Source organism: Streptomyces sp. NPDC044719 (genome assembly GCF_056433405.1).
Window position 1 is genome coordinate 40828 of sequence record NZ_JBWKHE010000005.1, and the last position, 20997, is coordinate 61824.

Below are 20997 nucleotides of genomic sequence, written 5' to 3' on the forward strand. Positions count from 1 at the left end.
CGTACCCGCCTGATGGCACCCCACGACCGAGTTGTACGGTCGTGGGGTGTACCGCTTCCTGATGTCCCGGCAGTGGGTGATCCTCACGCTGATCGCCCTGCTTCTCATCCCCACGATGATCAGGCTGGGCATCTGGCAGATGCATCGCTACGAGGAGCGCACCGCCCGGAACCAGCTGGTCACGGACGCGCTGGCGGCCGACCCGGTGCCCGTGGAGAAGCTGACCGGGCCCGGGCACACCGTGACCAGCGCCGAGCGATACCGCACGGTGACCGCGAAGGGCCATTTCGACTCGGAGGACGAGGTCGTCGTCCGCCGCCGCACCAACTCCGACGACGAGGTCGGCTACCACGTCCTCACCCCGTTCGTCCTCAAGGACGGCAAGGTCCTGCTGGTGAACCGGGGCTGGATCCCCTCCGACGGTCCGAGCCAGACCGCGTTCCCGAAGGTTCCCGCACCGCCGGCCGGCGAGGTCACCGTCTCGGGGCGGCTGATGCCCGACGAGACGACCGAGGCGAGCGGCATCAAGAACCTCGAAGGGCTGCCCGACCGGCAGATCATGCTGATCAACAGCGAGCAGGAGGCACGGCGCCTGGATGTCCAGGTGCTCGGCGGCTACATCGCCCAGACGGCACCCGAGCCCAAGGGCGACACCCCCGAGCTCCTCGGCAATCCGGGCAAGGAGGACGCCGCGCTGAACTACGCGTACGCCATCCAGTGGTGGCTGTTCGCCGCGGCCGTCCCGGTCGGCTGGGTGGTCCTGGCCCGCCGCGAGGCCCGGGACCGGGCGCAGGCGGCAGCCGCGGACACCGACACGACGGAGGCGGAGCCGGCGGCCGTGTGACCTGACCAACGGCCGCCGACAGCCCGCGTCAGCAGGAGCGCCCCGGCAGGCCCGGCCCCCGGTCGTCAGCATCAGCCCCTCCCCCGGCGACTCGCCCCCGGTCGTCAGCATCAGCCCCTCCCCCGGCGACTCGCCCCCGGCCGTCAGCACTAAGCCGCGCGGGCCCGACCCTCGACCGTCAGTCCTTAGCCCCCCGGGCGGGCGACCCCCGGATCGTCAGCCCACGCCCTGGGCGGGCCCGACCCCCAGCCCGTCAGCCCACGCCCCGGGTGGACCCGCCCCCGGCCCGTCAGCCCCAAGCGCCTGAGCGGCGGGCCCGACCCCAAGCCCGTCAGCCCAAGCCCCCCGGGCGAGCCCGACCCCCGGATCGTCAGCCCACGCCCCGAGGGGCCCGGCCCCCGGCCCGTCAGCAGCACCGCCCCCGCGGCCCCGACCCCCGGTCCAGCGTGCGCAGCAGTTCGCGGACGTACCAGGCCACGGCCCGCGCGCAGCGCACGGCCCTCATGGGCGGGCCCCTGTCAGGGACTCGGCAGGCTTTCCCGGCACCTCGATGCGGGACTCGACGTACGGCGCCTCGGTGGTCGGCAGCGGACCCGGGGCCCGGGCCGCCCGTACGCACACCACCGCCGCGTTCACGAGCACCACGGCGACCAGCAGCAGGAACAGCGCGATCAGTACGCCGTCGACCGTGGAGTTGGTGACGACGGTCTGCATGTCGGCCGGGCTCTTGGCGGGCGGCAGGACCTGGCCCGCGTCGAGGGCGTCGGCGTAGCGGGCACGCTGGGCGAAGAAGCCCACCTTCGGGTCGTCCGAGAAGATCTTCTGCCAGCCGGCGGTGAAGGTGATGGCGACGACCCAGGCGAGCGGGACGCCGGTGACCCAGGCCCAGCGCAGTTTCCCGGACTTGACCAGGACCGTGGTGCAGACGGCCAGGGCGATCGCGGCGAGGAGCTGGTTCGCGATGCCGAAGAGCGGGAAGAGCTGGTTGATCCCGCCGAGCGGGTCGGTGGCGCCGGTGTACAGGAAGTAGCCCCAGGCCGCGACGACCAGGGCGCTGCACAGCCAGATGCCCGGCTTCCAGTTGACCCGGCCGGCCGGCTTCCAGACGTTGCCCAGCATGTCCTGGAGCATGAAGCGGCCGACCCGGGTGCCCGCGTCCACCGTCGTCAGGATGAACAACGCCTCGAACATGATCGCGAAGTGGTACCAGAAGGCCTTCATCGCGGTGCCGCCGATGACCGCGGAGAAGATCTCCGACATACCGACGGCCAGCGTCGGGGCCCCGCCGGAGCGGGCGATCAGCGTCTGTTCCTCCACGGCCTTCGCGGCCTGGGCCAGCTGGTCGGGGGTGATCGTGAAGCCGAGGCCGGCGACCGCGTGGGACGCCGATTCGGCCGTCGTGCCGAGGAGGGCCGCCGGGGCGTTCATGGCGTAGTACAGGCCCGGCTCCAGGGTCGCCGCCGCGATCAGCGCCATGATCGCGACGAACGACTCCATCAGCATGGCGCCGTAGCCGATCATCCGGACCTGGGACTCCTTCTGGATCAGCTTCGGTGTGGTGCCGGAGGCGACCAGGGCGTGGAAGCCGGACAGGGCGCCGCAGGCGATGGTGATGAAGAGGAAGGGGAAGAGCGCGCCCGCGAAGACGGGCCCCGCCCCCGAGGAGGCGAAGTCGCTCACCGCGTCCGCGCGCATGACCGGGGCGGCGACCACCACGCCCACCGCGAGCAGCGCGATCGTGCCGATCTTCATGAAGGTGGAGAGGTAGTCGCGCGGCGCGAGCAGCATCCACACCGGCAGCACGGAGGCGACGAAGCCGTAGCCGACCAGGCAGAAGACGAGGGTCGTGGGGCTCAGGGTGAAGGCGGAGGCCAGCGAGGACTCCTGGATCCAGCTCCCGCCGACGATCGCGAGCAGGAGCAGCGCGACGCCGATCAGGCTGGTCTCGACGACGCGGCCCGGGCGGATGACGTGCAGCCAGAAGCCCATGAACAGGGCGATGGGGATGGTCATCGCGACGGAGAAGGTGCCCCACGGGGAGTGGGCGAGGGCGTTGACGACGACCAGGGCCAGCACGCCCAGCAGGATGATCATGATGGCGAACACGGCGATCAGGGCGGCGGCGCCGCCCCACCTTCCGATCTCGTCCCGGGCCAGCTGCCCGAGCGACTTCCCGTCCCGTCGCATGGACAGGAACAGCACGACCATGTCCTGCACCGCGCCCGCGAAGATCACGCCGGCCACGATCCACAGCGTCCCGGGCAGATAGCCCATCTGCGCCGCGAGCACCGGCCCCACCAGCGGTCCGGCGCCGGCGATCGCGGCGAAGTGATGGCCGAGCAGCACCCGGCGGTCGGTGGGGTGGAAGTCGACGCCGTCCTCGAGTCGCTCGGCGGGGGTGGCCCGGCGGTCGTCGGGCCGGAGCACGCGCCGGGCGACGAAGCGGGAGTAGAAGCGGTAGGCGATGGCGTACGAGCCGAGTGCCGCGACGACCAGCCAGACTGCCGAGATCTCCTCGCCCCGGGCGAGGGCGAGGACGCCCCAGGCGATCGCGCCGAGCAGGGAGACGGCCGTCCAGAGCAGGAGGGACCGAGGGGACATTCGCGGCTTTACGGGCGCTGGTCGGCCGGATTCGGGCAGGACTGATACGGGCATGGCGGCTCCTCACCGTGGCGGTGGTGTGCGACAGGACCTGCGCGGGGGCCGGTGTGGGGGCGCTTCCCCGACCTGCGCACCTCTCCCGCTCGCTGTCGGTCTGTGCAAGAGTTGCGCTCCCGCCGGAAGTGGATGACACGGCGTTCCCCGAAGAATTTCCGTCGGTTCCCTGTCCTCCGGACGGGCCGTCCGCGCAACTCTCGCGCAAGGGCACAGGCACACAAGGACGGTGACCCATGGCTGACGGCGCCATGACCGCGACGTTCCTCGCCGTGATCGGCGGGGCGTCGCTGCTCGCGGTCACCGCTCGGCGGCTGCGTCCGGTGGACCGGCTGCCCTCCCTGGAGGGCTGGGCCCTGGCCGACCGCAGCCTGGGTCCCGGCTGGACCTGGATGCTGCTCGGCGGCACGATCTTCACCGCGTACACCTTCACCGCCGTGCCCGGTCTGGCGTACAGCAACGGCGCGCCCGCCTTCTTCGCCGTGCCATACACGGTGATCGTCTGCCCGCTCGCCTTCGTGCTGCTGAGCCGCCTGTGGAGCGTGGCCCGCCGGCACGGCTACGTCACCGCCGCCGATTTCGTCCGGGGCCGGTACGGGTCGCCGCCGCTGGCCCTGGTGGTCGCGCTGACCGGGATCCTCGCGACGATGCCGTACCTGGCGCTGCAACTGATCGGCATCCGGGCGGTGCTGACGGCCGGGGGCGTCCATCCGCGGGGCGTGGCCGGGGACCTGGTGCTGGTGGCGCTGTTCGCGGGGCTCGCGGTGGCCACGTACCGGCACGGGCTGCGCGCGCCCACCGTCATCTCGGCGCTGAAGGCGGTGGCCGTGTTCGGCTCACTGACCGCCGTGACCTGGCTGGTCCTCGAACGGTTCGGCGGCCCCGGCCCGGTCTTCGACGGGGCCGCGGCGCGACTGGGCGAACCGGCGCTGCTCCTCTCCCCCGCCCAGCAGCCCGCCTACGCCGGCCTCGCCCTCAGCTCCGCCCTCGCCCTGCTGATGTACCCGCATGTGCTCACCGCCGGTTTCGCCGCCGACGGGCCGCGCACCCTGCGCAAGGTCTCGGTGGCGCTGCCCGCCTGGACCGGGCTGCTCGCGCTGTTCGGCTTCCTGGGCTTCGCCGCCCTCGCGGCGGGGGTACGGGCGCCGCGCGGAGGTGCCGAGGCGGCCGTGCCGATGCTGGTGGACCGGCTGATGCCGGCGCCACTGGCCGGGCTGGTGTTCGCCGCGATCGCCGTCGGGGCGCTCGTCCCCGCCGCGGTGATGTCGATCGCCGCCGCGACCAGCTTCGTCCGCAACGTCTACGTCGAGTACGTCCAGCCGACGGCCACGCCCAAGCGCCAGGTGCGCATCGCCAAGGCGGTGTCGATCACCGCGAAGGTCGGCGCCGTGGCGTTCGTGTTCGGGCTGCGCGACCAGGACGCCATCAACCTCCAGTTGCTCGGCGGCGTGTGGATCCTGCAGGTCTTCCCGGCGGTCGCCGTCGGACTGTTCACCGGGCGGCTGCATCCGCGGGCGCTGCTCGCCGGGTGGGCCGTGGGCATGGCGTCGGGGACCTACCTGGTGGTGCGCGAGGGGTTCTCCTCGATCGTGCCGCTCGGCACCGGCTCCGGGCCGCTGGAGATCTACGCCGGGCTCGCGGCCCTGCTGTTCAATCTGGCCGTCGCGGTGGCCGGCACCGTGGCCCTGACCCGCCTGGGCGTCCCGCGCGGCGCCGACTCGACCGACCTGCCGTCCCGCCTGACCGTCCGGCGACGCCCGGAGACCGGAGCGAAAAACCCGTGAGACGCAGACAGCACTCCCCCGTCGCGGCGCCGGCCGTGCCACCGCCCGCCGCCGTACCCCTACCCCCGGCGGCCGCCGATCCGGCCGACCTGGAGCGGGAGGCCGGCGTGGCCCGCCTCTTCGAGCTGCACTCCTCCTCGATGCTGCGGCTCGCCGTCCTGCTGGGCGCCGACGACCCGGAGAACGTGGTGGCCGAGGCGTACTACCAGATCTACCGCAAGTGGCGGCGGCTGCGGGACGCGGCAGCGGCGGAGGCCTATCTGCGGTCCACGGTCTGCAATCTGACGCGGATGCGGATACGCCACCTCCAGGTCGCCCGCCGCCACGAGGAGAACCCGCCGAGCCCGCCGGACGAGACGGTTGCCTCCGCCGAGCACGCCGCGCTGCTGCGCGACGACCAGCGCGTGCTCATCGACGCGCTCCAGCAGTTGCCGCCCCGCCAGCGCGAGGCGCTGGTGCTGCGGCACTGGCTCGGTCTGAAGGAGAGTGAGATAGCCGCCGCGATGGGTATCTCCGGCGGTTCCGTCAAGACACACATGGCACGCGGCATCGCCGCCCTGACCCAGGCGATGGAGGCCCGGCGATGACGAATCGAGATGCGACTCCGCCGCGTGGCACGAGCACGGACCGGACCGGCCACGGCGACGGCCGCACCGAACGCGAGCTGCGCGAGGCACTCGAGGCACTGGCCGGCGGGGTGCTCCCCGACCCCGACGCGTACCGCACGGCACGTGGCGAATGGCTGCGGCGCGAACGCCGGCGGCGGCTCGTGCTCGCCGTGCTGATCGCGGTCGTCTTCACCCTGGCCACGCTGATCGGCCTGTGGGTGCTCAACCAGGCACCGTCGGATCCCGGCGTCATCTTCTCCGGCAAGGGCTCCCCCGCCGCCGAGAGCCTGTCACTCACCCGGCTCCACCCCTGATTGCAGGCCCGACCGGCCGGGAACCCGCACTCCGTGCATACCGGTATCGAGGACTACGCGCTCGTCGGTGACGAACAGACCGCTGCCCTGGTCGGCATGGACGGCTCCGTCGACTGGCTGTGCCTGCCCCGCTTCGACTCGGCCGCCTGCTTCACCAAGCTGCTCGGCGACGAGGACAACGGCTACTGGCGCATCGCCCCCGTGGGGGCGGACCGGTGCACCCGGCGCGCCTACCGCCACGACACCCTCGTCCTGGACACCGAGTGGGAGACCGAGCAGGGGGCGGTCCGTGTCACCGACCTGATGCCCCAGCGCGACCAGGCCCCCGACCTCGTACGGATCGTCGAGGGCCTGGAGGGCGAGGTGACGCTCCACAGCGTCCTCAAGCTGCGCTTCGACTACGGCTCGATCATTCCGTGGGTGCGCCGGGCCGACGGCCACCGGGTCGCCGTGGCCGGCCCGGACTCCACCTGGCTGCGCAGCGAGCCGGAGGTGCGCAGCTGGGGCGAGGACTTCGGAACGCACGCGGAGTTCACGGTCCGCAAGGGCGAGAAGGTCGCGTTCGTCATGACCTGGCACCCCTCCCACGAGTCGCGCCCGCCACTCGTCGACCCGTTCGACGCGCTGCGTCACAGCGTCGAGGACTGGCGGGCCTGGGTGTCGCGCTGCCGCTACCAGGGGCCGTACCGGGACGCCGTCGTCCGCTCCCTGATCACCCTCAAGGCACTCACCTACGCCCCGACCGGCGGCATCGTCGCCGCCCTCACCACCTCACTGCCCGAGGAGCCGGGCGGAGTGCGCAACTGGGACTACCGCTACTGCTGGCTGCGCGACTCCACCCTCACCCTGAACGCGCTGCTCGCCGCGGGCTACCAGGAGGAGGCCGAGGCCTGGCGGAACTGGCTGCTGCGCGCGGTCGCGGGCGACCCGGCCGACCTGCAGATCATGTACGGCCTGGCGGGCGAGCGACGGCTGCCCGAGTCCGAGCTGCCGTGGCTGTCCGGCTTCGCCGGCTCCGCCCCCGTACGCATCGGGAACGACGCCGTGAACCAGCTCCAGCTCGATGTCTACGGCGAGGTCATGGACTCCCTGTCGCTGGCCCGCGAGTCGGGCCTGTCGGCCCAGCCGGACGTGTGGGCGCTGCAGACGGCCCTGATGGACTTTCTGCGGACCCACTGGCGCCAGCCCGACGAGGGGCTGTGGGAGGTGCGCGGCGGCCGGCGCCAGTTCGTGCACTCGAAGGTGATGGTGTGGGTGGCCGCCGACCGTGCCGTACGGACCCTGGAGCGCCATCCGGAGCTGGACGGCGACCTGGAGGGCTGGCGCGCGCTGCGCGACGAGGTGCACCGCGAGGTGTGCGAGCGGGGCTACGACCCCGAGCGCAACACCTTCACGCAGTCCTACGGTTCACGCGAACTGGACGCCGCGCTGCTGCTCATCCCACGCGTCGGTTTCCTCCCGCCCGACGACCCTCGGGTGATCGGCACCATCGACGCGATCCGCGCGGAGCTGGACCACCGCGGCCTCCTGCTCCGCTACACGACCGACGACGCGGACGTGGACGGACTGCCCGGTTCCGAGGGCACCTTCGTGGTGTGCTCGTTCTGGCTCGCGGACGCCCTGTTCATGACGGGCCGTACGAAGGAGGCCCGCGCGCTGTTCGAACGGCTGGTGGGTCTCGCCAACGACGTCGGCCTGCTGTCCGAGGAGTTCGACCCGGTGACCGGCCGGCAGCTCGGCAACTTCCCGCAGGCGTTCAGCCACATCGGCCTCGTGAACACCGCCCTCGCCCTGTTCGGTGCGGAGGGGGCAGGATAGGGACCATGGATCTTGGACTGAAGGACCGGGTGTACGTCGTCACCGGGGCCACGCGAGGCCTCGGCAACGCTTCCGCGCGCGAGCTGGTCGCGGACGGGGCGAAGGTGGTCGTCTCGGGCAGGGACGAGAAGAGCGTCGCCGAGACGGCGGACGCGCTCGGCCCGAACGCGGTCGGGGTGGCCGTGGACAACGCCGACCCCGAGGCGGCGGCCCGGCTGATCGGGGCCGCGCGGGAGAACTTCGGGCGCTTCAACGGTGTCCTGATCAGTGTGGGCGGTCCGCCGGCCGGGTTCGTCGCCGACAACACGGACGAGCAGTGGCAGGCGGCGTTCGAGTCGGTGTTCCTCGGTGCGGTACGGCTGGCTCGCGCCGCGGCTTCCGGGCTGGAGGCCGGGGGCGTCATCGGGTTCGTGCTGTCCGGGTCGGTGTACGAGCCGATTCCGGGGCTGACCATCTCGAACGGGCTGCGGCCGGGGCTGGCCGGGTTCGCCAAGTCGCTGTCCGAGGAGCTGGGGCCACGGGGGATCCGGGTGGTGGGTGTGCTGCCCGGGCGTATCGACACGGACCGCGTGCGCCAGCTGGACGGGTTGTCGGCGGACCCCGAGGCGACCAGGGCGGCTTCGGAGTCACGTATTCCGTTGCGGCGGTACGGGGCGCCCGAAGAGTTCGGGCGGGTGGCCGCGTTCCTGATGTCGCCGGCGGCCTCCTATCTGACCGGGGTCATGGTCCCCGTGGACGGTGGAGCTCGGCACGGGTTCTGAAGTTGGCCGGCTGCGGGTTCGTGGGGGCTGGTCGCGCCCACGCGGCGGAGCCGCACATTCATACAGCCCCGCGCCCCTGACAGGGCGGTCGTGCTCAACTCACTCGTTCCGCACGGTGCTTGACGCCCCGCAGCCTCACCTCTGCCGGGAGTGCGGCAAGCCCCGCCGAGGTTCTGGCGTGGTTCAGGGCGCCGGTCGTCAGGTCGTGCAGGGCCGTTCCCGGGTCCACGTGCGGTTCCAGCGCGAGCCGAACGCGGGCCTCGGGGGCGGTACGGCGGCCCGTCAGGCGGGCATCGGCGCGGTCCACGCCATCGGCCCGTTCCGCCTCCTGGGCGAGCGCGCTCTCCAGGGCCCGGCCGCGCAGCAGCGCGCCGTCACCGTCGCCGGTGTCGACGAGGACCTCGGCGAGGCGGCGTCTGCGGAGCACCGCGACGAACCACCACAGGGCGAGCAGCAGGAGAACGGCCAGGACGGCGATGACGGACGGCCACCACCAGCCGTCCTCCCGCCAGCGCGTGCGTTCGGCGTCGCTCAGCAGAACGTCGTGCCGGCTGTCGTGGATCCACCACGAGGGTGCCGGGGCGCCGAGGCCGACGGCCAGTACCGAGCCGCCCAGCACCAGCAGGACGAGGCCCACCAGCCCGAGGATCACGCGGTTGACGATCCGGAGCACCGCCGTCACCCCTTCCGGCCGGGCCGTCGGACGTACACCGACACCGCGGGCGGCCGGGACAGCCCCAGTCCGCGGACCGCGTCGGTGAGCACGGCGTCCAGTTCGGTTCGTACGTCGTCCAGTTCACGGAAATGCGAGGCGGCGCGGACCTTGGCCTTGGTCCGGCGCATCCGGACGTCCACGGACTGCACGCCGGACACCTCCATGGCCCGGTCCCGCAGCGCGGACGCGGCGGCGTCGCGGTGCAGTCCGGCGCGTACGTCGGCGTGCGCGCGCCGCATCGGGAGCACGGCCCGCAGGCCGGGCGTGGCGGCCAGGACGAGGAGCCAGAGCCCGAGGGCGGCGGCCACCCCGGCCCCGACGAGCACCCAGACGTCGTCCAGGGGCCGTTCGGCGAGCTGCCGGGCGAGTTCCCGGCGCCAGCTCATGACGGGCCGGCCGGCCCGCACGGACGCGATGTCGTACAGGAACAGTCCGGCGAGGCCCAGGAGCAGCAGTGCGACGATGCCGGCGGGGACGCGGCGCGCCGACCAGAAGCGGCCTTCGCTGCCGCCCTCGCCGCCGAGTGCGGGCGGCGGTCCGTCGGCTTCCGCCGGCGCGGACGGGTCGAGTCCGTCGCCGGTCTTCGAGGTGTCGACGACCGGCAGGCGCTGGGTGGTGCCCTCGGCCTCGGGCGGTTCGGCCGGATCGGTGCCCCGGGGTTCGCTCATCGCGTCCTCCCCTGTGCCGCGCCGGGTCCGGCGACCAGGTGCAGCCGCTCCACCTGGACGACGACCTCCGGCACGTCCATGCCCGCCAGGGCGCCCACCCGCTCGACGACTTGGCGACGCACCCCGCGGCAGCGGTCGCCGACGTCGCAGGGGTAGTCGAGTTCGATGTGCACCCGGACATGGGCGGCCTCGTGGTGGACGACGACGCCGGCGGACGGCCGGCCGGCGTCGGGCGGCAGTGTCCCGACGGCCTCGCGGGCCGCCTGCGAGGCGATCTTCGCGACCACCCGGTCGGCGATCCGGGTCGCGCCGCGCTCGCCCGGCGGGACGGCGGTCATGGGTCTGTCGAGCTCACCGGCCCCCGCGCTCACGGTCGTCACCGCCGCCGCTCGTGACGTGGACGGAAGAAGTCGCCGAAGTCCATGTCCCCGTCCAGGAACCGGCCGACGACGAAGCCGACGGCGCCCAGCGCCGCCACCAGCAGGAAGGCGCCGAAACCGCCGAAGTATCCGGCGAATGCCAACGCCATGCCGGCGATCATGCCGACCACGGCCATGCTCATGCGCTCCTCAGCTCCTCAGCCGCTGTGTTGTCCGGTGGCCCGTGCCTCACTGGATCCGCCGCTCCGGTTCCTCTTCCTCCTCGTCCGGCAGCTTCACGTCGCTCACCGCGATGTTGACCTCGACGACCTCGAGGCCGGTCATCCGCTCGACGGCGGTGATGACGTTCTCCCGCACGTCCCGGGCGACATCGGCGATCGACACGCCGTAGTCGACGACGATCTCCAGATCGAGGGCCGCCTGCACCTCGCCGACCTCGGCCTTCACCCCGCGTGTCACGGACTTGGCGCCGCCGGGTACGCGGTCGCGCACGGCTCCGAAGGTGCGTGAGATGCCGCTGCCCATGGCGTGCACGCCGTCCACGTCGCGTGCGGCGAGCCCGGCGATCTTCTCCACCACGCCGTCCGCGATCGTCGTACGCCCGCGGGAGCCCGGGTCTCCCCCACCGCGCTTGGCCAACGGACTTCTGCGCGCCGCCGCCGTCTCGGACTCCCCGCCCCGGTTCTCGGTCATGTCAGTCATCACCGCACGTCCTTTTCGGTTGTCGTCCTTCGACCACCGTAAGCACGGTTGCGTGGTAGCGCGCCCCTGATGCGGCAGGCTGGAGGAATGACGGCCGATCGGTGGACGCAGGCAGTGAGACATCAGCTGGGCCTCGGCAGACTCCTGCCGCTGGGTGATGCGCGGGACGGCGCATGGATCGCCGAGCAGGCGGCCGAGGCGGTGCTGCGGCGCGCGGCGCGGGACGCTCCGGGCGTACGCCTCGACGCGCTCCGTGTCGCGCTCGCCGACCCGGCGGACACCGGGGAGCCGGCCGTACCGGCCCCGCCGAGTGCGCAGCCGCCCGGACCGTTGCGGGTGACGGCGGAGTTCGCGGCCACGGCCTCGCAGCCGCTGCCGACGACGGCGTCCCTGTTGCGGGCGACGCTGGCGGCCACGGCGACGCAGGGGCTGGGTCTGACGGTGTCGGAGGTGGACCTGCGCGTGACGGGGCTGCTGGACGAGGAGCCGGAGCCCGGGCCCGCCGTACGTCTCCCCGAACCACCTCGGGCCGCGCGGCCCGAGGGCGGCGACGAGGGCCGTGTCGCGGCCGCCGCGCTCGAGGTCCCGGGCGTGCTCCACCTCACCGCCGCGCTGGGCCACCCGGTGCACATCGAGGAACTCCCTGGCGAGGCCGCGCTGCCGCACCGTCATGTCCGGCTGGAACTCGCGGTGGGCGCGGACCACCAGGCCCGTGAGGTGGCCCGAGCGGTCCGCGCGGCGGTGCGCAGGACACTGCCGGACCACCCGACGGTGGCGGTCCTGGTGAGCGGGATCGGCTGAGGAATCCCTGCTGCGCCGGGAGGTTCCGCCTCAGTCCCCGATGCCCGCGAGGTCCCGCAGGCGGCGGGCCTGGGCCTGGCGTTCCGCGCCGCGCTGGGCCTCGTAGGTGCGGTCCTGGGCGCCGCGCAGCAGCGCCTTGGTCTCGACGACGGCGTCGCGGGGCGCGGCGAGCACGGCCGAGACGAGGTCGCGGACCGTGTCGTCGAGCTGGCCGGCGGGCACGGCCACGTTGGCCAGGCCGGTGTTCACGGCCTCCTCGGCCGTGACGAAGCGCCCGGTCACGCAGATCTCCAGCGCGCGGGCGTAGCCGACGAGGCCCACCAGCGGATGCGTGCCCGTCAGATCGGGCACGAGTCCGAGGCTGGTCTCGCGCATGGCGAACTGCACGTCGTCGGCAACGACGCGCAGGTCGCAGGCGAGGGCGAGCTGGAAGCCCGCCCCGACGGCGTGCCCCTGGACGGCGGCGACGGAGACGATGTCGCTGCGCCGCCACCAGGCGAACGCCTCCTGGTACTCGGCGATGGTCGCGTCCAGCTCGGCGTCGTCACCACGCGCGAGGTCGATGAACGACGGTTCCCCGTCGAAGCCCTCGGGCGTGAACGCCTGCCGGTCGAGACCGGCCGAGAAGGACTTGCCCTCGGCCCGCAGCACCACGACACGGACGGAGCCCGGCAGCTGCCGCCCGGCCTCGGTCAGCGCCCGCCACAGAGCGGGGCTCTGCGCGTTGCGCTTGGCCGGATTGGTCAGCGTCACCGTGGCGACCGCGTCGTCGACGGTGAGCCGTACGCCGTCCTTGTCGAGTACGGGAACGAGGTCCTTGTCGGGCGAAGCCATGGACGCCTCCGATGTGTGCGGTCAGCTAAGTGACTGCACAGTAACCACCCGGTCGATCAGCCGACCGACCGGGTGGCCACCATCGGAGCCGAGGGGCCACCCGGGGTCAGGCCGTGGCCTTTTTGCCCCGGGTCGCCCCGCCACGCCCTCGCAGCGTGACGCCCGACTCACTGAGCATGCGGTGCACAAAGCCATACGAGCGGCCGGTCTCCTCGGCCAACGCCCGGATGCTCGCACCGGCGTCGTACTTCTTCTTCAGGTCTGCCGCGAGCTTGTCGCGCGCGGCGCCGGTCACCCGGCTGCCCTTCTTCAGAGTCTCGGCCACCCGTGCCTCCTCATGGGAAGTGCGCTCTGGTCTCCTCATGATCACCCCTCCGGGCCTTGATGGCCACCCATTCGGCAAGGTCCGTGAGACAAGGTTGTGACGACGGGAGCACATCCCCACATCCGGAATAGGGAATTCCGATGAGCGGCGTCCGTACGGCCGAACGGATTGCCCCGGGAAATACCAGGTCAGAAAGGCGGCGCGGCCGAGCCCGGAAGAATCCGGGGCTCGGCCGCGAAATCGATGTAGGACACACCTCGGTACGAGGAGATCTCACACAGATGATGGATCACCGCTAGGCCGAATGATCCATACGTCGTTGATCACGCATTCGATCAAGCGGCACTGACGCTCAGGCCAGGGCGACGAGGTCCGCGTAGTCGGCGCCCCACAGGTCCTCGACGCCGTCCGGCAGCAGGATGATCCGCTCCGGCTGGAGCGCCTCGACCGCGCCCTCGTCGTGCGTGACGAGGACGACAGCGCCCTTGTACGTACGCAGCGCGCCGAGGATCTCCTCGCGGCTGGCCGGGTCGAGGTTGTTGGTCGGCTCGTCGAGGAGCAGGACGTTCGCCGAGGACACGACCAGGGTGGCGAGCGCCAGGCGGGTCTTCTCACCGCCCGAGAGGACCCCGGCCGGCTTGTCGACGTCGTCGCCTGAGAACAGGAACGAGCCGAGCGTCTTGCGGACCTCCACCAGGTCCAGGTCGGGGGCGGCCGACCGCATGTTCTCCAGAACCGTGCGCTCCGGGTCGAGGGTCTCGTGCTCCTGTGCGTAATAGCCCAGCTTGAGGCCGTGGCCCTCGATGACCTGGCCGGTGTCGGGCTTCTCGGCCCCGCCGAGCAGCCGGAGCAGGGTCGTCTTGCCCGCGCCGTTGAGGCCGAGGATGACGACGCGTGAGCCCTTGTCGATGGCCAGGTCGACGTCGGTGAAGATCTCCAGCGAGCCGTAGGACTTCGACAGGCCCTCGGCCATCAGCGGGGTCTTGCCGCACGGGGAGGGCTCGGGGAAGCGCAGCTTGGCGACCTTGTCGGACTTCCGCTCCGCCTCCAGGCCGGCCAGCAGCTTGTCGGCCCTGCGGGCCATGTTCTGCGCGGCGACGGTCTTGGTGGCCTTGGCCCGCATCTTGTCGGCCTGCGAATGCAGCGCGGACGCCTTCTTCTCGGCGTTCTGCCGCTCGCGCTTGCGGCGCTTCTCGTCGGCCTCACGCTGCTGCTGGTAGAGCTTCCAGCCCATGTTGTAGACGTCGATCTGAGCGCGGTTGGCGTCCAGGTAGAACACCTTGTTGACGACCGTGTCGACCAGCTCGACATCGTGGGAGATCACGATGAAGCCGCCGCGGTAGGTCTTCAGGTAGTCCCGCAGCCAGATGATCGAGTCGGCGTCGAGGTGGTTGGTCGGCTCGTCGAGCAGCAGCGTGTCCGCGTCGGAGAACAGGATGCGGGCCAGCTCGATACGGCGGCGCTGACCGCCGGAGAGCGTGTGCAGGGGCTGGCCGAGCACGCGGTCGGGCAGATTGAGCGCGGCGGCGATGGTGGCGGCCTCGGCCTCGGCGGCGTACCCGCCCTTGGTGAGGAACTCCGTCTCCTGGCGTTCGTACTGCTTGAGCGCCTTGTCGCGGGTACCGCCCTTGCCGTTGGCGATGCGCTCCTCGTTCTCGCGCATCTTGCGGATCAGTACGTCCAGGCCGCGGGCGGAGAGGATGCGGTCGCGGGCGAGGACGTCGAGATCGCCGGTGCGGGGGTCCTGCGGGAGGTAGCCGACCTCGCCGGAGCGGGTGATGGTGCCGCCGGCGGGGATGCCGTCGCCGGCGAGGCATTTGGTGAGGGTGGTCTTCCCCGCGCCGTTGCGGCCGACCAGGCCGATGCGGTCGCCCTTGGCGACTCGGAAGGTGGCGTTTTCGATGAGGACGCGGGCACCGGCGCGCAGCTCGATACCGGAGGCGGAGATCACGGACAGACTCCAGGGCGGATACGGGGGCGGGATGGACGGCTGAGGACGTTCCCGCCGTCTAATGCGCGAGGAGAATGGCCATGGGGGACAGTCTAACGGGGACGTGCAAGCACTTTTTGACCGAGTCAGGCAGCGGGACAACGAGGAAGTGATCGCATGGCAGGCTCGTCCGGCGGACGTCCGAGCATTTACCCGACGCTGCTGTACACGGACGCCAAGGCGGCGGTCCGGCAGCTCACGGAGGCCTTCGGTTTCACCGAGCTGTCGGTGTACGAGGGCGAGGACGGCTCGGTGATGCACGCCGAGCTGACGCAGGGCAACGGCGCGGTGATGGTCGGCACCAAGGGCCGCGGCGGCGTGTTCGACGCGGCCATGAAGGAGGCCGGCACCACGGGGGTGTACGTGGTGGTGGACGACGTGGACGCACACCACCGCCGCGCCGTGGACCACGGCGTGGAGATCCTGATGCCCCCGACGGACCAGGACTACGGCTCGCGGGACTACATGGCCCGGGACCTCGAGGGCAATGTGTGGAGCTTCGGGACATACGCGCCCGACATAACTTTCTAGCTGCCGCCGGTGTGCACCTGGAACGCGGCCCGGCGTACGGCCTTGGCCAGGGCCGGGTCGGGGTGTGCCGCGGCGAGGGCGACCAGGACCTGCACGGTGCGCGGGTGCCCGACGGCGCGTACCTCGTCCAGGAGCATCGGGACGGTGGGCTGGATCGCTGATTCCAGGTGCCGGACGAGCAGCGGGGCCTCACCGTGGTCGGCGACGGCGGCCGCGGTGTCCACCCACAGCCAGGTCGCCTCCTGACGGGTGAGGACCTCGTGGGCGTCCTCCGGGTCGGCGCCGTCGTGCTCGGCCAGCCACAGCAGGGCGTACGGCCTGAGCGTCGGCTCGGCGACCACGCCGCGCACGTCGGGCTCGGCGGGGGCGCCGACGACCCGCAGCGCCTCGAAGGCGAGGCCGCGCAGCAGGGCGTCCTCGCCGCGGGCGGCGTCGAGGAGCTCGGTGACGGCGCTGCCGACGGGGCGGGCGGCGAGCCAGGCGCGGTACTCGGCGCGGGCCGCGTTCGGGCGGAGCTGGGCGCAGCCGCGGAGCATGTCTTCGGCCGCCTGCTCGATGTTCCCGGCGGGGCTCTGCGCGGCGACGCAGATCTGCTCCAGCTTGACCCAGACGGCCCAGCTGCCGAGCGGGGTGAGTGTGGCCTGGCCGTCGCCGTAGGTGAGGGCGCCGACGGAGGCCAGGGCGCGCAGGGCCCAGTCGAGGAGGGGGGCGAGCGGGGCGTCGGTGGGCTCCGGCTCGGCCACCGGCTCGGGCTGGGGGCCGTAGGGGATCTCGCAGCGTGCGGTGCGCAGCTCGGTGACGCGCTGCTCCAGGAGGTCGAGGAGCTGCTCCACGGGGACGGGGCCGGCGGACAGCTGCAGGAAGGAGAGCGCCTGCGGCATGGCCGAGACGACCTCGGCGACGGCGGCGGCCTCGCGGTCCTCGGGCTCCGGATGGGCCAGCGACCAGGCGTCGAAGAGGGCGACCCAGCCGCGCAGGACGGCGCTGTCGTCGCGGTTCCAGGCACGCAGCCGCCAGCCGGGACGGGCGCTGTCGCCGTGGACCTCGATGAGGCCGGCGAGGCGGGCGGTGTCCCAGTCGGCCCTGACCTGAGCCGGGGTCAGGCCGAGGTCCTGGGCGGCCCGTTCCGCGGTCGCGTCGGAGAGGGTGGCCTTGCCGTCGGCGGTGGCGCTGTCCCCGCCGGGGCCGAGCGCGGCGTCGGCCCAGCGGGCGACGCGGGCCGCGGCGGCCAGACCTGAGCGCGCCATTCTGGCCAGCTCCGCCGGTGCCGGGGTGCCCTCCGGGGGGCGCGGTGCGGGTCGGCGCGAGCGCCGCTGGTTCATCGCTCTGGGGGCGGCGGCCAGGGGTCGCGGGCGGACGAGTCGAAGCCTGGAGTCGCGCGGGATACGGGACGTCACGGGTGCAGTCTTCCGGTTGACGGTCCGAAAACCCAAACGGAATGTCACGGCGGGCGACGGGGATGGCCAAGGCACCGGTTCCTGGGAGTGGTCGAGGGTGGGAACAAGCCAGTGGTACGACGCTAAACGGAATCATCGCGACCGGTCGCTGCGGAGCGGGGCGGGACATGGCCGCGACGGGGCGCGGGGGTGATGGAGGGGGTCACATGAGAGGCGTCAGGAAGCGTCGCAGCGCCTCCTCGTAGGCCTGCGGGTCGGCGTTCCACATCGCTCCGTGGGGCGCGTTGCCGACGGTGTAGAGGGCGACCATGTCGGGGCGCGTGCCGGCGAGGTGACGGGAGAACCGCCAGGGAGCCACCGTGTCGTCCGGGCCGTGGAAGACGAGCGCCGGGATGCGGAGCCCGTCGAACGGCGCCGGGCCCGCGACGCCGTCGTCGGACAGACCGGTGCGGCCCTGGGCGGCGCGGACAGCGAGGGGCAGCAGCGGGCCCGGGGTGCGGCGGGCCGCGGCGAGGGCGCGCAGGGTGGTCTGCCAGCTGAGCACCGGGGAGTCCAGGACCAGCCCCGAGACGCGGTCGCGCAGTCCCGAGTGCGCGGCGGCGCGCAGGGCCATGGTGGCGCCGGTGGACCAGCCGTGCAGGACGACCTGCCGGGCGCCGTGGCGCACGGCGTAGCGGATCGCCGCGTCGAGGTCGCGCCACTCGGTCTCGCCGAGGTGGTTCAGCCCGTCGGGCCGGCGGGGTGCGCCCAGGTCGCCGCGGTAGGCGAGGGCGAGCACCGGGAAGCGGTTGCGGTGCAGGAACTCCATGACGTTCATGGCCAGTTCCCGTGTGGTGCCCAGGCCGTGCACGGCGATCACCCAGGTGTCCCGGGCGCCGGCCACGAACCAGGCGGGCAGGGCGCCGAGTTCGCCGGGGACGTCGACGTCGGCGTGTTCGAGACCGAGGGCGGCGCTCGGGTTGCCGACGTACACGTTCGCGGTGAGCCAGGCCTTGTCCCCGGCCTTCAGGGTGCCGTGCGTGACGCTCTCCAAGCGGCGTACGACGGTGTCAGCGGTGTGCGGGGCGGTGGTCAGGACGGGGCCGACCACCGCGTGGGAGCCGTCACCGGAGAGGCCGTAGCGGCCGGGCCGCAGGGCGGCCAGGTCCCGGGTGAGGGTGATCTGGCCCGCGGCGGTGCCGTGCACGGTGAGCCGGGGTTCGGTGGGCAGCGGCCTGCCGGGAGGCGCCTTGAGCGCGGCGTCGCTGGCGAACCGGCCGGCGGCCACGGCGGCTGCCCCGGCTCCGATCACGGCGGTGGCGGCAGCGGCCGCCGCTCTGACAGTGCGCACGGCTCCAGTGTCCCGGCGGACCGGGCGGGGGACCAGTGGGCGGGGTCGGTGGGGTGACGAGCGCGGGCGCCGGGGCGGGGGTGATCGGCCGGGTTGTGGTGTCCGCGGCGGTATCCGGTGGGCGGGGTTGGGCGGGGCGGCCGGGTTGGGGCGGGGCGGCATCCGGTGGGCGGGGTTGGGCGGGACGGCCGGGTTGGGCGGAGCGGCATCCGGTGGGCGGGGCCAGGCGGCCGAGCGGAGCGGCATCCGGGAGCAGGGGCTAGACGGCCAAGCGGAGCGGCATCCGGGAGCAGGGGCTAGACGGCCGAGCGGAGCGGCATCCGGGAGCAGGGGCTAGACGGCCAAGCGGAGCCGCGCGCGGGGCGGGGTGCCGGTAGACCACGGAGCGATGGCCACGTCCGCGGCGGCATGCCGGTGACCGGCCGAGCCGGGGCCGCAGCCGCCGGGGCGGGACGCCGGTGACCAGCCGAGCAGAGGCCGCAGCGGCGCGGCGGATTGCCGGACACCGGCGGAGCGATGGCCGCGCGCGGGGCCGAGCGGCCGGCGGAGCGGTGGGCGCAGCCGCGGGGCGGCATGCCGGTAGCCCACGGAGCGATGGCCGCGTCCGCGGCGGGACGCCGGTGGGCGGTGGTGGTGGTTGCGCGAGCGGTGAGGGGCGTGACGGGCATCCGGGGTGTGGGCGGCGGTGAGGGGCAGTGGGCCGGGGAAGGCGGGTCAGCCGGGCTGGCCGTAGCCGCGTAGCCGGTTCTCCACCTCCGCCAGTTGTTCCGAGGACAGCAGGCTCGGGGACAGGCCCGGGACCGATGTGGCCGTCAGCCACAGGCGGCACATCCATTCCAGCTGGGCGGTGCGGTCGTAGGCCTGGTCCAGGGACGTGCCGTAGGTGATCGTGCCGTGGTTCTGGAGGAGGCAGCCGGAGCGGCCGGCGAGGGCGCGGAGCATGTTCTCGGCCAACTCGTCGCTGCCGTACGTCGCATACGGGGCAACCCGGACGGGTCCGCCGAGCGCGGCGGCCATGTAGTGGATCAGCGGGAGCTCGCTCACGAGGGTCGAGACGGCCGTCGCGTGCACGGCGTGGGTGTGGACGACGGCGTGGGCGCCGGTCGTGCGGTAGACGGCGAGGTGCATGGGCAGCTCGCTGGTCGGGACGAGCGCGCCGAGGACCTGCCGGCCGTCGAGGCCGACCCCGGTGACGTCGTCCGGCGCCAGCCGGTCGTAGGGCACGCCCGACGGCGTGACCAGGACGATATCCCCGACGCGCACCGAGACGTTGCCTGACGTTCCGACGACGAGCCCGTCGGCGACCGTCCGGCGGGCCGTCGCGACGAGGTCCTCCCAGGCGCGCGCCTCCTCGGGGCGCACACCCCTCCGCCGTGACTCCCCCACATCCTGTCCGCCGCCTCGGACGTCCCCCGTGTCCCGCTCGTCGCCTCGCTGCTCAGCCATGCGGCGATCCTGCCAGGCAGCCCTTCAACGCGCCGCCGGGCGGGGGCACTTTAGGCCGGAAACCGCGCATCCGTAAGGGCGCATATCGGCACAAACACGTCGCGGATCCCTCTTGGCCGGAGATCATCGGGCGTTCAATGGTCTTCCAGTACTCTCTGGGGGATTTGCCGCGCACGTCGCCATTCCGGGGGGAATCACATGGCCCGTGACCACATATCGACCCGCCGCCGCAGCCGCTTACTGGCGGTCTCCGCCGCGGCGCTCGCGCTGGGAGGGACCTCGCTCGCGGAGTTCCCGGCCGCGGCGGCGAGCCGCCCGAAGGGGCACGACGTCTCGTCCCACCAGAAGAACGTCGACTGGCAGCGCGCGAAGGCGAAGGGCGCCAGATTCGTCTACGTCAAGGCGACCGAGTCCACCACCTACCGCAACCCCTACTTCAGCCGGCAGTACAACGGCTCGCGCGCGGCGGGCCTCATCCGCGGCGCCTACCACTTCGCACTGCCGAACAGGTCCTCGGGCCGGGCCCAGGCGGCCCACTTCGTAGGCAACGGCGGCAGTTGGAGCGCGGACGGCTGGACGCTGCCGCCGGCGCTCGACATCGAGTACAACCCGTACGACAAGAAACACAAGTGCTACGGCCTGAGCAAGGCCGCGATGGTCAGCTGGATCAAGTCGTTCAGCGACGAGGTCAAGCGGCTCACCGGCCGCCGCCCGGTGATCTACACGACCACCCACTGGTGGAACACGTGCACGGGCAACAGCCGCGCGTTCGCCGCGAACCACGCCCTGTGGGTCGCCCGCTACGGCGCGGCGAGCGCGGGGCCACTGCCGGCGGGGTGGTCCTCCTGGACCTTCTGGCAGTACGACAACGGCGACGGCACCCTTCCGGGTGACCAGAATCTCTTCGACGGGTCACTCGATCGACTGAAACAGTTCGCCAAGGGCACGTGATCGTTGGGGCGCAAGGGCAGTCGCACCAGGGCGGAATGACGGCCCCCTGTTGCGGACACCCCTGCGCCCCTCCCAGTTCATCTTCCGTTCACTCGGGTTACCTACGTTCGTCCCGCCAACGACGCCGAACGATTGCCTGGGTA

Annotated in this window: 21 protein-coding genes; 9 read left to right on the forward strand and 12 right to left on the reverse strand. The window is 72.6% G+C overall.

Annotated elements, in window-relative coordinates; translation table 11 throughout:
- Positions 1 to 46: 46 nt before the first annotated feature.
- Positions 47 to 844: an SURF1 family cytochrome oxidase biogenesis protein gene (locus tag AC07DF_RS20350; RefSeq protein WP_478972905.1), complete on the forward strand. Its 798-nt coding sequence runs from the start codon at positions 47 to 49 to the stop codon at positions 842 to 844.
- A gap of 501 nt (positions 845 to 1345) precedes the next feature.
- Here AC07DF_RS20350 and AC07DF_RS20355 read toward each other — a convergent pair.
- On the reverse strand, positions 1346 to 3499 hold the full coding sequence (locus AC07DF_RS20355) for a carbon starvation CstA family protein (protein WP_478972908.1): 2154 nt from the start codon (positions 3497 to 3499) through the stop codon (positions 1346 to 1348).
- Between the two features lie 236 nt (positions 3500 to 3735).
- Here AC07DF_RS20355 and AC07DF_RS20360 point away from each other — a divergent pair, with 236 nt between their 5' ends.
- Genes AC07DF_RS20360 through AC07DF_RS20380 form a run of 5 tightly spaced genes read left to right on the forward strand, consistent with a single transcriptional unit; the run spans position 3736 to position 8784 of the window.
- Positions 3736 to 5283, forward strand: coding sequence for a sodium:solute symporter family protein (locus AC07DF_RS20360; protein WP_478972911.1), 1548 nt, complete (start codon positions 3736 to 3738; stop codon positions 5281 to 5283).
- Positions 5280 to 5870, forward strand: coding sequence for an RNA polymerase sigma factor (locus tag AC07DF_RS20365; protein ID WP_478972914.1), 591 nt, complete (start codon positions 5280 to 5282; stop codon positions 5868 to 5870). The genes AC07DF_RS20360 and AC07DF_RS20365 overlap by 4 nt, the downstream gene beginning before the upstream one ends.
- Positions 5867 to 6205 carry a hypothetical protein gene (locus AC07DF_RS20370; RefSeq protein ID WP_478972917.1) on the forward strand — a complete coding sequence of 113 codons (339 nt, stop codon included), beginning with the start codon at positions 5867 to 5869 and terminating at the stop codon, positions 6203 to 6205. The genes AC07DF_RS20365 and AC07DF_RS20370 overlap by 4 nt, the downstream gene beginning before the upstream one ends.
- A gap of 33 nt (positions 6206 to 6238) precedes the next feature.
- Complete coding sequence (locus AC07DF_RS20375; protein WP_478972920.1) at positions 6239 to 8023, forward strand: glycoside hydrolase family 15 protein; 1785 nt, start codon at positions 6239 to 6241, stop codon at positions 8021 to 8023.
- A 5-nt stretch (positions 8024 to 8028) separates the two neighbouring features.
- Positions 8029 to 8784, forward strand: a complete 756-nt coding sequence (locus tag AC07DF_RS20380; RefSeq protein ID WP_311124944.1) for an SDR family oxidoreductase — start codon at positions 8029 to 8031, stop codon at positions 8782 to 8784.
- Positions 8785 to 8878: 94 nt separating this feature from the next.
- Here AC07DF_RS20380 and amaP read toward each other — a convergent pair whose 3' ends face one another.
- Genes amaP through AC07DF_RS20405 form a run of 5 tightly spaced genes read right to left on the reverse strand, consistent with a single transcriptional unit; the run spans position 8879 to position 11249 of the window.
- Complete coding sequence (gene amaP, locus AC07DF_RS20385; RefSeq protein WP_478972924.1) at positions 8879 to 9466, reverse strand: alkaline shock response membrane anchor protein AmaP; 588 nt, start codon at positions 9464 to 9466, stop codon at positions 8879 to 8881.
- Complete coding sequence (locus AC07DF_RS20390) at positions 9463 to 10167, reverse strand: DUF6286 domain-containing protein (protein ID WP_478972927.1); 705 nt, start codon at positions 10165 to 10167, stop codon at positions 9463 to 9465. The genes amaP and AC07DF_RS20390 overlap by 4 nt, the downstream gene beginning before the upstream one ends.
- On the reverse strand, positions 10164 to 10547 hold the full coding sequence (locus AC07DF_RS20395) for an Asp23/Gls24 family envelope stress response protein (protein WP_478972930.1): 384 nt from the start codon (positions 10545 to 10547) through the stop codon (positions 10164 to 10166). Before AC07DF_RS20395 ends, AC07DF_RS20390 begins: the two co-directional genes overlap by 4 nt.
- The gene (locus AC07DF_RS20400) at positions 10544 to 10729 is read right to left on the reverse strand and encodes a hypothetical protein (protein ID WP_382499823.1); all 186 of its coding nucleotides are present in this window, start codon (positions 10727 to 10729) and stop codon (positions 10544 to 10546) included. Before AC07DF_RS20400 ends, AC07DF_RS20395 begins: the two co-directional genes overlap by 4 nt.
- 46 nt (positions 10730 to 10775) lie before the next feature.
- A complete protein-coding gene (locus AC07DF_RS20405) occupies positions 10776 to 11249 on the reverse strand; it encodes an Asp23/Gls24 family envelope stress response protein (protein WP_478972934.1) in 474 nt (157 codons plus the stop codon).
- A gap of 87 nt (positions 11250 to 11336) precedes the next feature.
- Between AC07DF_RS20405 and AC07DF_RS20410 the strand changes: the two genes are divergently transcribed.
- Entirely contained in the window at positions 11337 to 12050 is a 714-nt protein-coding gene (locus AC07DF_RS20410) for a nucleopolyhedrovirus P10 family protein (protein WP_478972937.1), read from the forward strand.
- A gap of 30 nt (positions 12051 to 12080) precedes the next feature.
- Here the strand turns inward: AC07DF_RS20410 and AC07DF_RS20415 are convergent, their stop codons facing one another.
- The 3 genes from AC07DF_RS20415 to abc-f form a co-directional block, all read right to left on the reverse strand.
- The gene (locus tag AC07DF_RS20415; protein WP_478972940.1) at positions 12081 to 12884 is read right to left on the reverse strand and encodes an enoyl-CoA hydratase/isomerase family protein; all 804 of its coding nucleotides are present in this window, start codon (positions 12882 to 12884) and stop codon (positions 12081 to 12083) included.
- A 106-nt stretch (positions 12885 to 12990) separates the two neighbouring features.
- Positions 12991 to 13209 carry a helix-turn-helix domain-containing protein gene (locus AC07DF_RS20420; protein WP_010037790.1) on the reverse strand — a complete coding sequence of 73 codons (219 nt, stop codon included), beginning with the start codon at positions 13207 to 13209 and terminating at the stop codon, positions 12991 to 12993.
- Between the two features lie 352 nt (positions 13210 to 13561).
- Positions 13562 to 15160, reverse strand: a complete 1599-nt coding sequence (gene abc-f / locus AC07DF_RS20425) for a ribosomal protection-like ABC-F family protein (RefSeq protein ID WP_478972944.1) — start codon at positions 15158 to 15160, stop codon at positions 13562 to 13564.
- 156 nt (positions 15161 to 15316) lie between these two features.
- Here abc-f and AC07DF_RS20430 point away from each other — a divergent pair, with 156 nt between their 5' ends.
- A complete protein-coding gene (locus AC07DF_RS20430; RefSeq protein WP_478972947.1) occupies positions 15317 to 15730 on the forward strand; it encodes a VOC family protein in 414 nt (137 codons plus the stop codon).
- On the opposite strand, the gene AC07DF_RS20435 is transcribed toward AC07DF_RS20430, so the two are convergent.
- From AC07DF_RS20435 to AC07DF_RS20445, 3 genes are all read right to left on the reverse strand, one after another.
- Positions 15727 to 17127 (reverse strand): hypothetical protein, encoded by a 1401-nt coding sequence (locus AC07DF_RS20435; RefSeq protein ID WP_478972950.1) that lies wholly within the window; start codon positions 17125 to 17127, stop codon positions 15727 to 15729. The two genes, AC07DF_RS20430 and AC07DF_RS20435, sit on opposite strands and share 4 nt — an antisense overlap.
- 202 nt (positions 17128 to 17329) lie before the next feature.
- Positions 17330 to 18457 carry an alpha/beta hydrolase family protein gene (locus tag AC07DF_RS20440; RefSeq protein ID WP_478972953.1) on the reverse strand — a complete coding sequence of 376 codons (1128 nt, stop codon included), beginning with the start codon at positions 18455 to 18457 and terminating at the stop codon, positions 17330 to 17332.
- A 714-nt stretch (positions 18458 to 19171) separates the two neighbouring features.
- Positions 19172 to 19903, reverse strand: coding sequence for a class II aldolase/adducin family protein (locus AC07DF_RS20445; protein ID WP_478972956.1), 732 nt, complete (start codon positions 19901 to 19903; stop codon positions 19172 to 19174).
- Between the two features lie 198 nt (positions 19904 to 20101).
- Between AC07DF_RS20445 and AC07DF_RS20450 the strand changes: the two genes are divergently transcribed.
- Positions 20102 to 20854 carry a lysozyme gene (locus tag AC07DF_RS20450; protein WP_478972959.1) on the forward strand — a complete coding sequence of 251 codons (753 nt, stop codon included), beginning with the start codon at positions 20102 to 20104 and terminating at the stop codon, positions 20852 to 20854.
- Positions 20855 to 20997: the final 143 nt, after the last annotated feature.

What these genes read in the sequence shown, in the direction of transcription:
- AC07DF_RS20430 (WP_478972947.1), top strand. Translation starts at nt 15,317, where the DNA reads ATGGCAGGCTCGTCCGGCGGACGTCCGAGCATTTACCCGACGCTGCTG.
- AC07DF_RS20380 (WP_311124944.1), top strand. Translation starts at nt 8,029, where the DNA reads ATGGATCTTGGACTGAAGGACCGGGTGTACGTCGTCACCGGGGCCACG.
- AC07DF_RS20410 (WP_478972937.1), top strand. Translation starts at nt 11,337, where the DNA reads ATGACGGCCGATCGGTGGACGCAGGCAGTGAGACATCAGCTGGGCCTC.
- AC07DF_RS20360 (WP_478972911.1), top strand. Translation starts at nt 3,736, where the DNA reads ATGGCTGACGGCGCCATGACCGCGACGTTCCTCGCCGTGATCGGCGGG.
- AC07DF_RS20355 (WP_478972908.1), bottom strand. Translation starts at nt 3,499, where the DNA reads ATGCCCGTATCAGTCCTGCCCGAATCCGGCCGACCAGCGCCCGTAAAG.
- AC07DF_RS20370 (WP_478972917.1), top strand. Translation starts at nt 5,867, where the DNA reads ATGACGAATCGAGATGCGACTCCGCCGCGTGGCACGAGCACGGACCGG.
- AC07DF_RS20415 (WP_478972940.1), bottom strand. Translation starts at nt 12,884, where the DNA reads ATGGCTTCGCCCGACAAGGACCTCGTTCCCGTACTCGACAAGGACGGC.
- AC07DF_RS20405 (WP_478972934.1), bottom strand. Translation starts at nt 11,249, where the DNA reads ATGACTGACATGACCGAGAACCGGGGCGGGGAGTCCGAGACGGCGGCG.
- AC07DF_RS20390 (WP_478972927.1), bottom strand. Translation starts at nt 10,167, where the DNA reads ATGAGCGAACCCCGGGGCACCGATCCGGCCGAACCGCCCGAGGCCGAG.
- AC07DF_RS20445 (WP_478972956.1), bottom strand. Translation starts at nt 19,903, where the DNA reads ATGGCTGAGCAGCGAGGCGACGAGCGGGACACGGGGGACGTCCGAGGC.
- AC07DF_RS20400 (WP_382499823.1), bottom strand. Translation starts at nt 10,729, where the DNA reads ATGAGCATGGCCGTGGTCGGCATGATCGCCGGCATGGCGTTGGCATTC.
- AC07DF_RS20450 (WP_478972959.1), top strand. Translation starts at nt 20,102, where the DNA reads ATGGCCCGTGACCACATATCGACCCGCCGCCGCAGCCGCTTACTGGCG.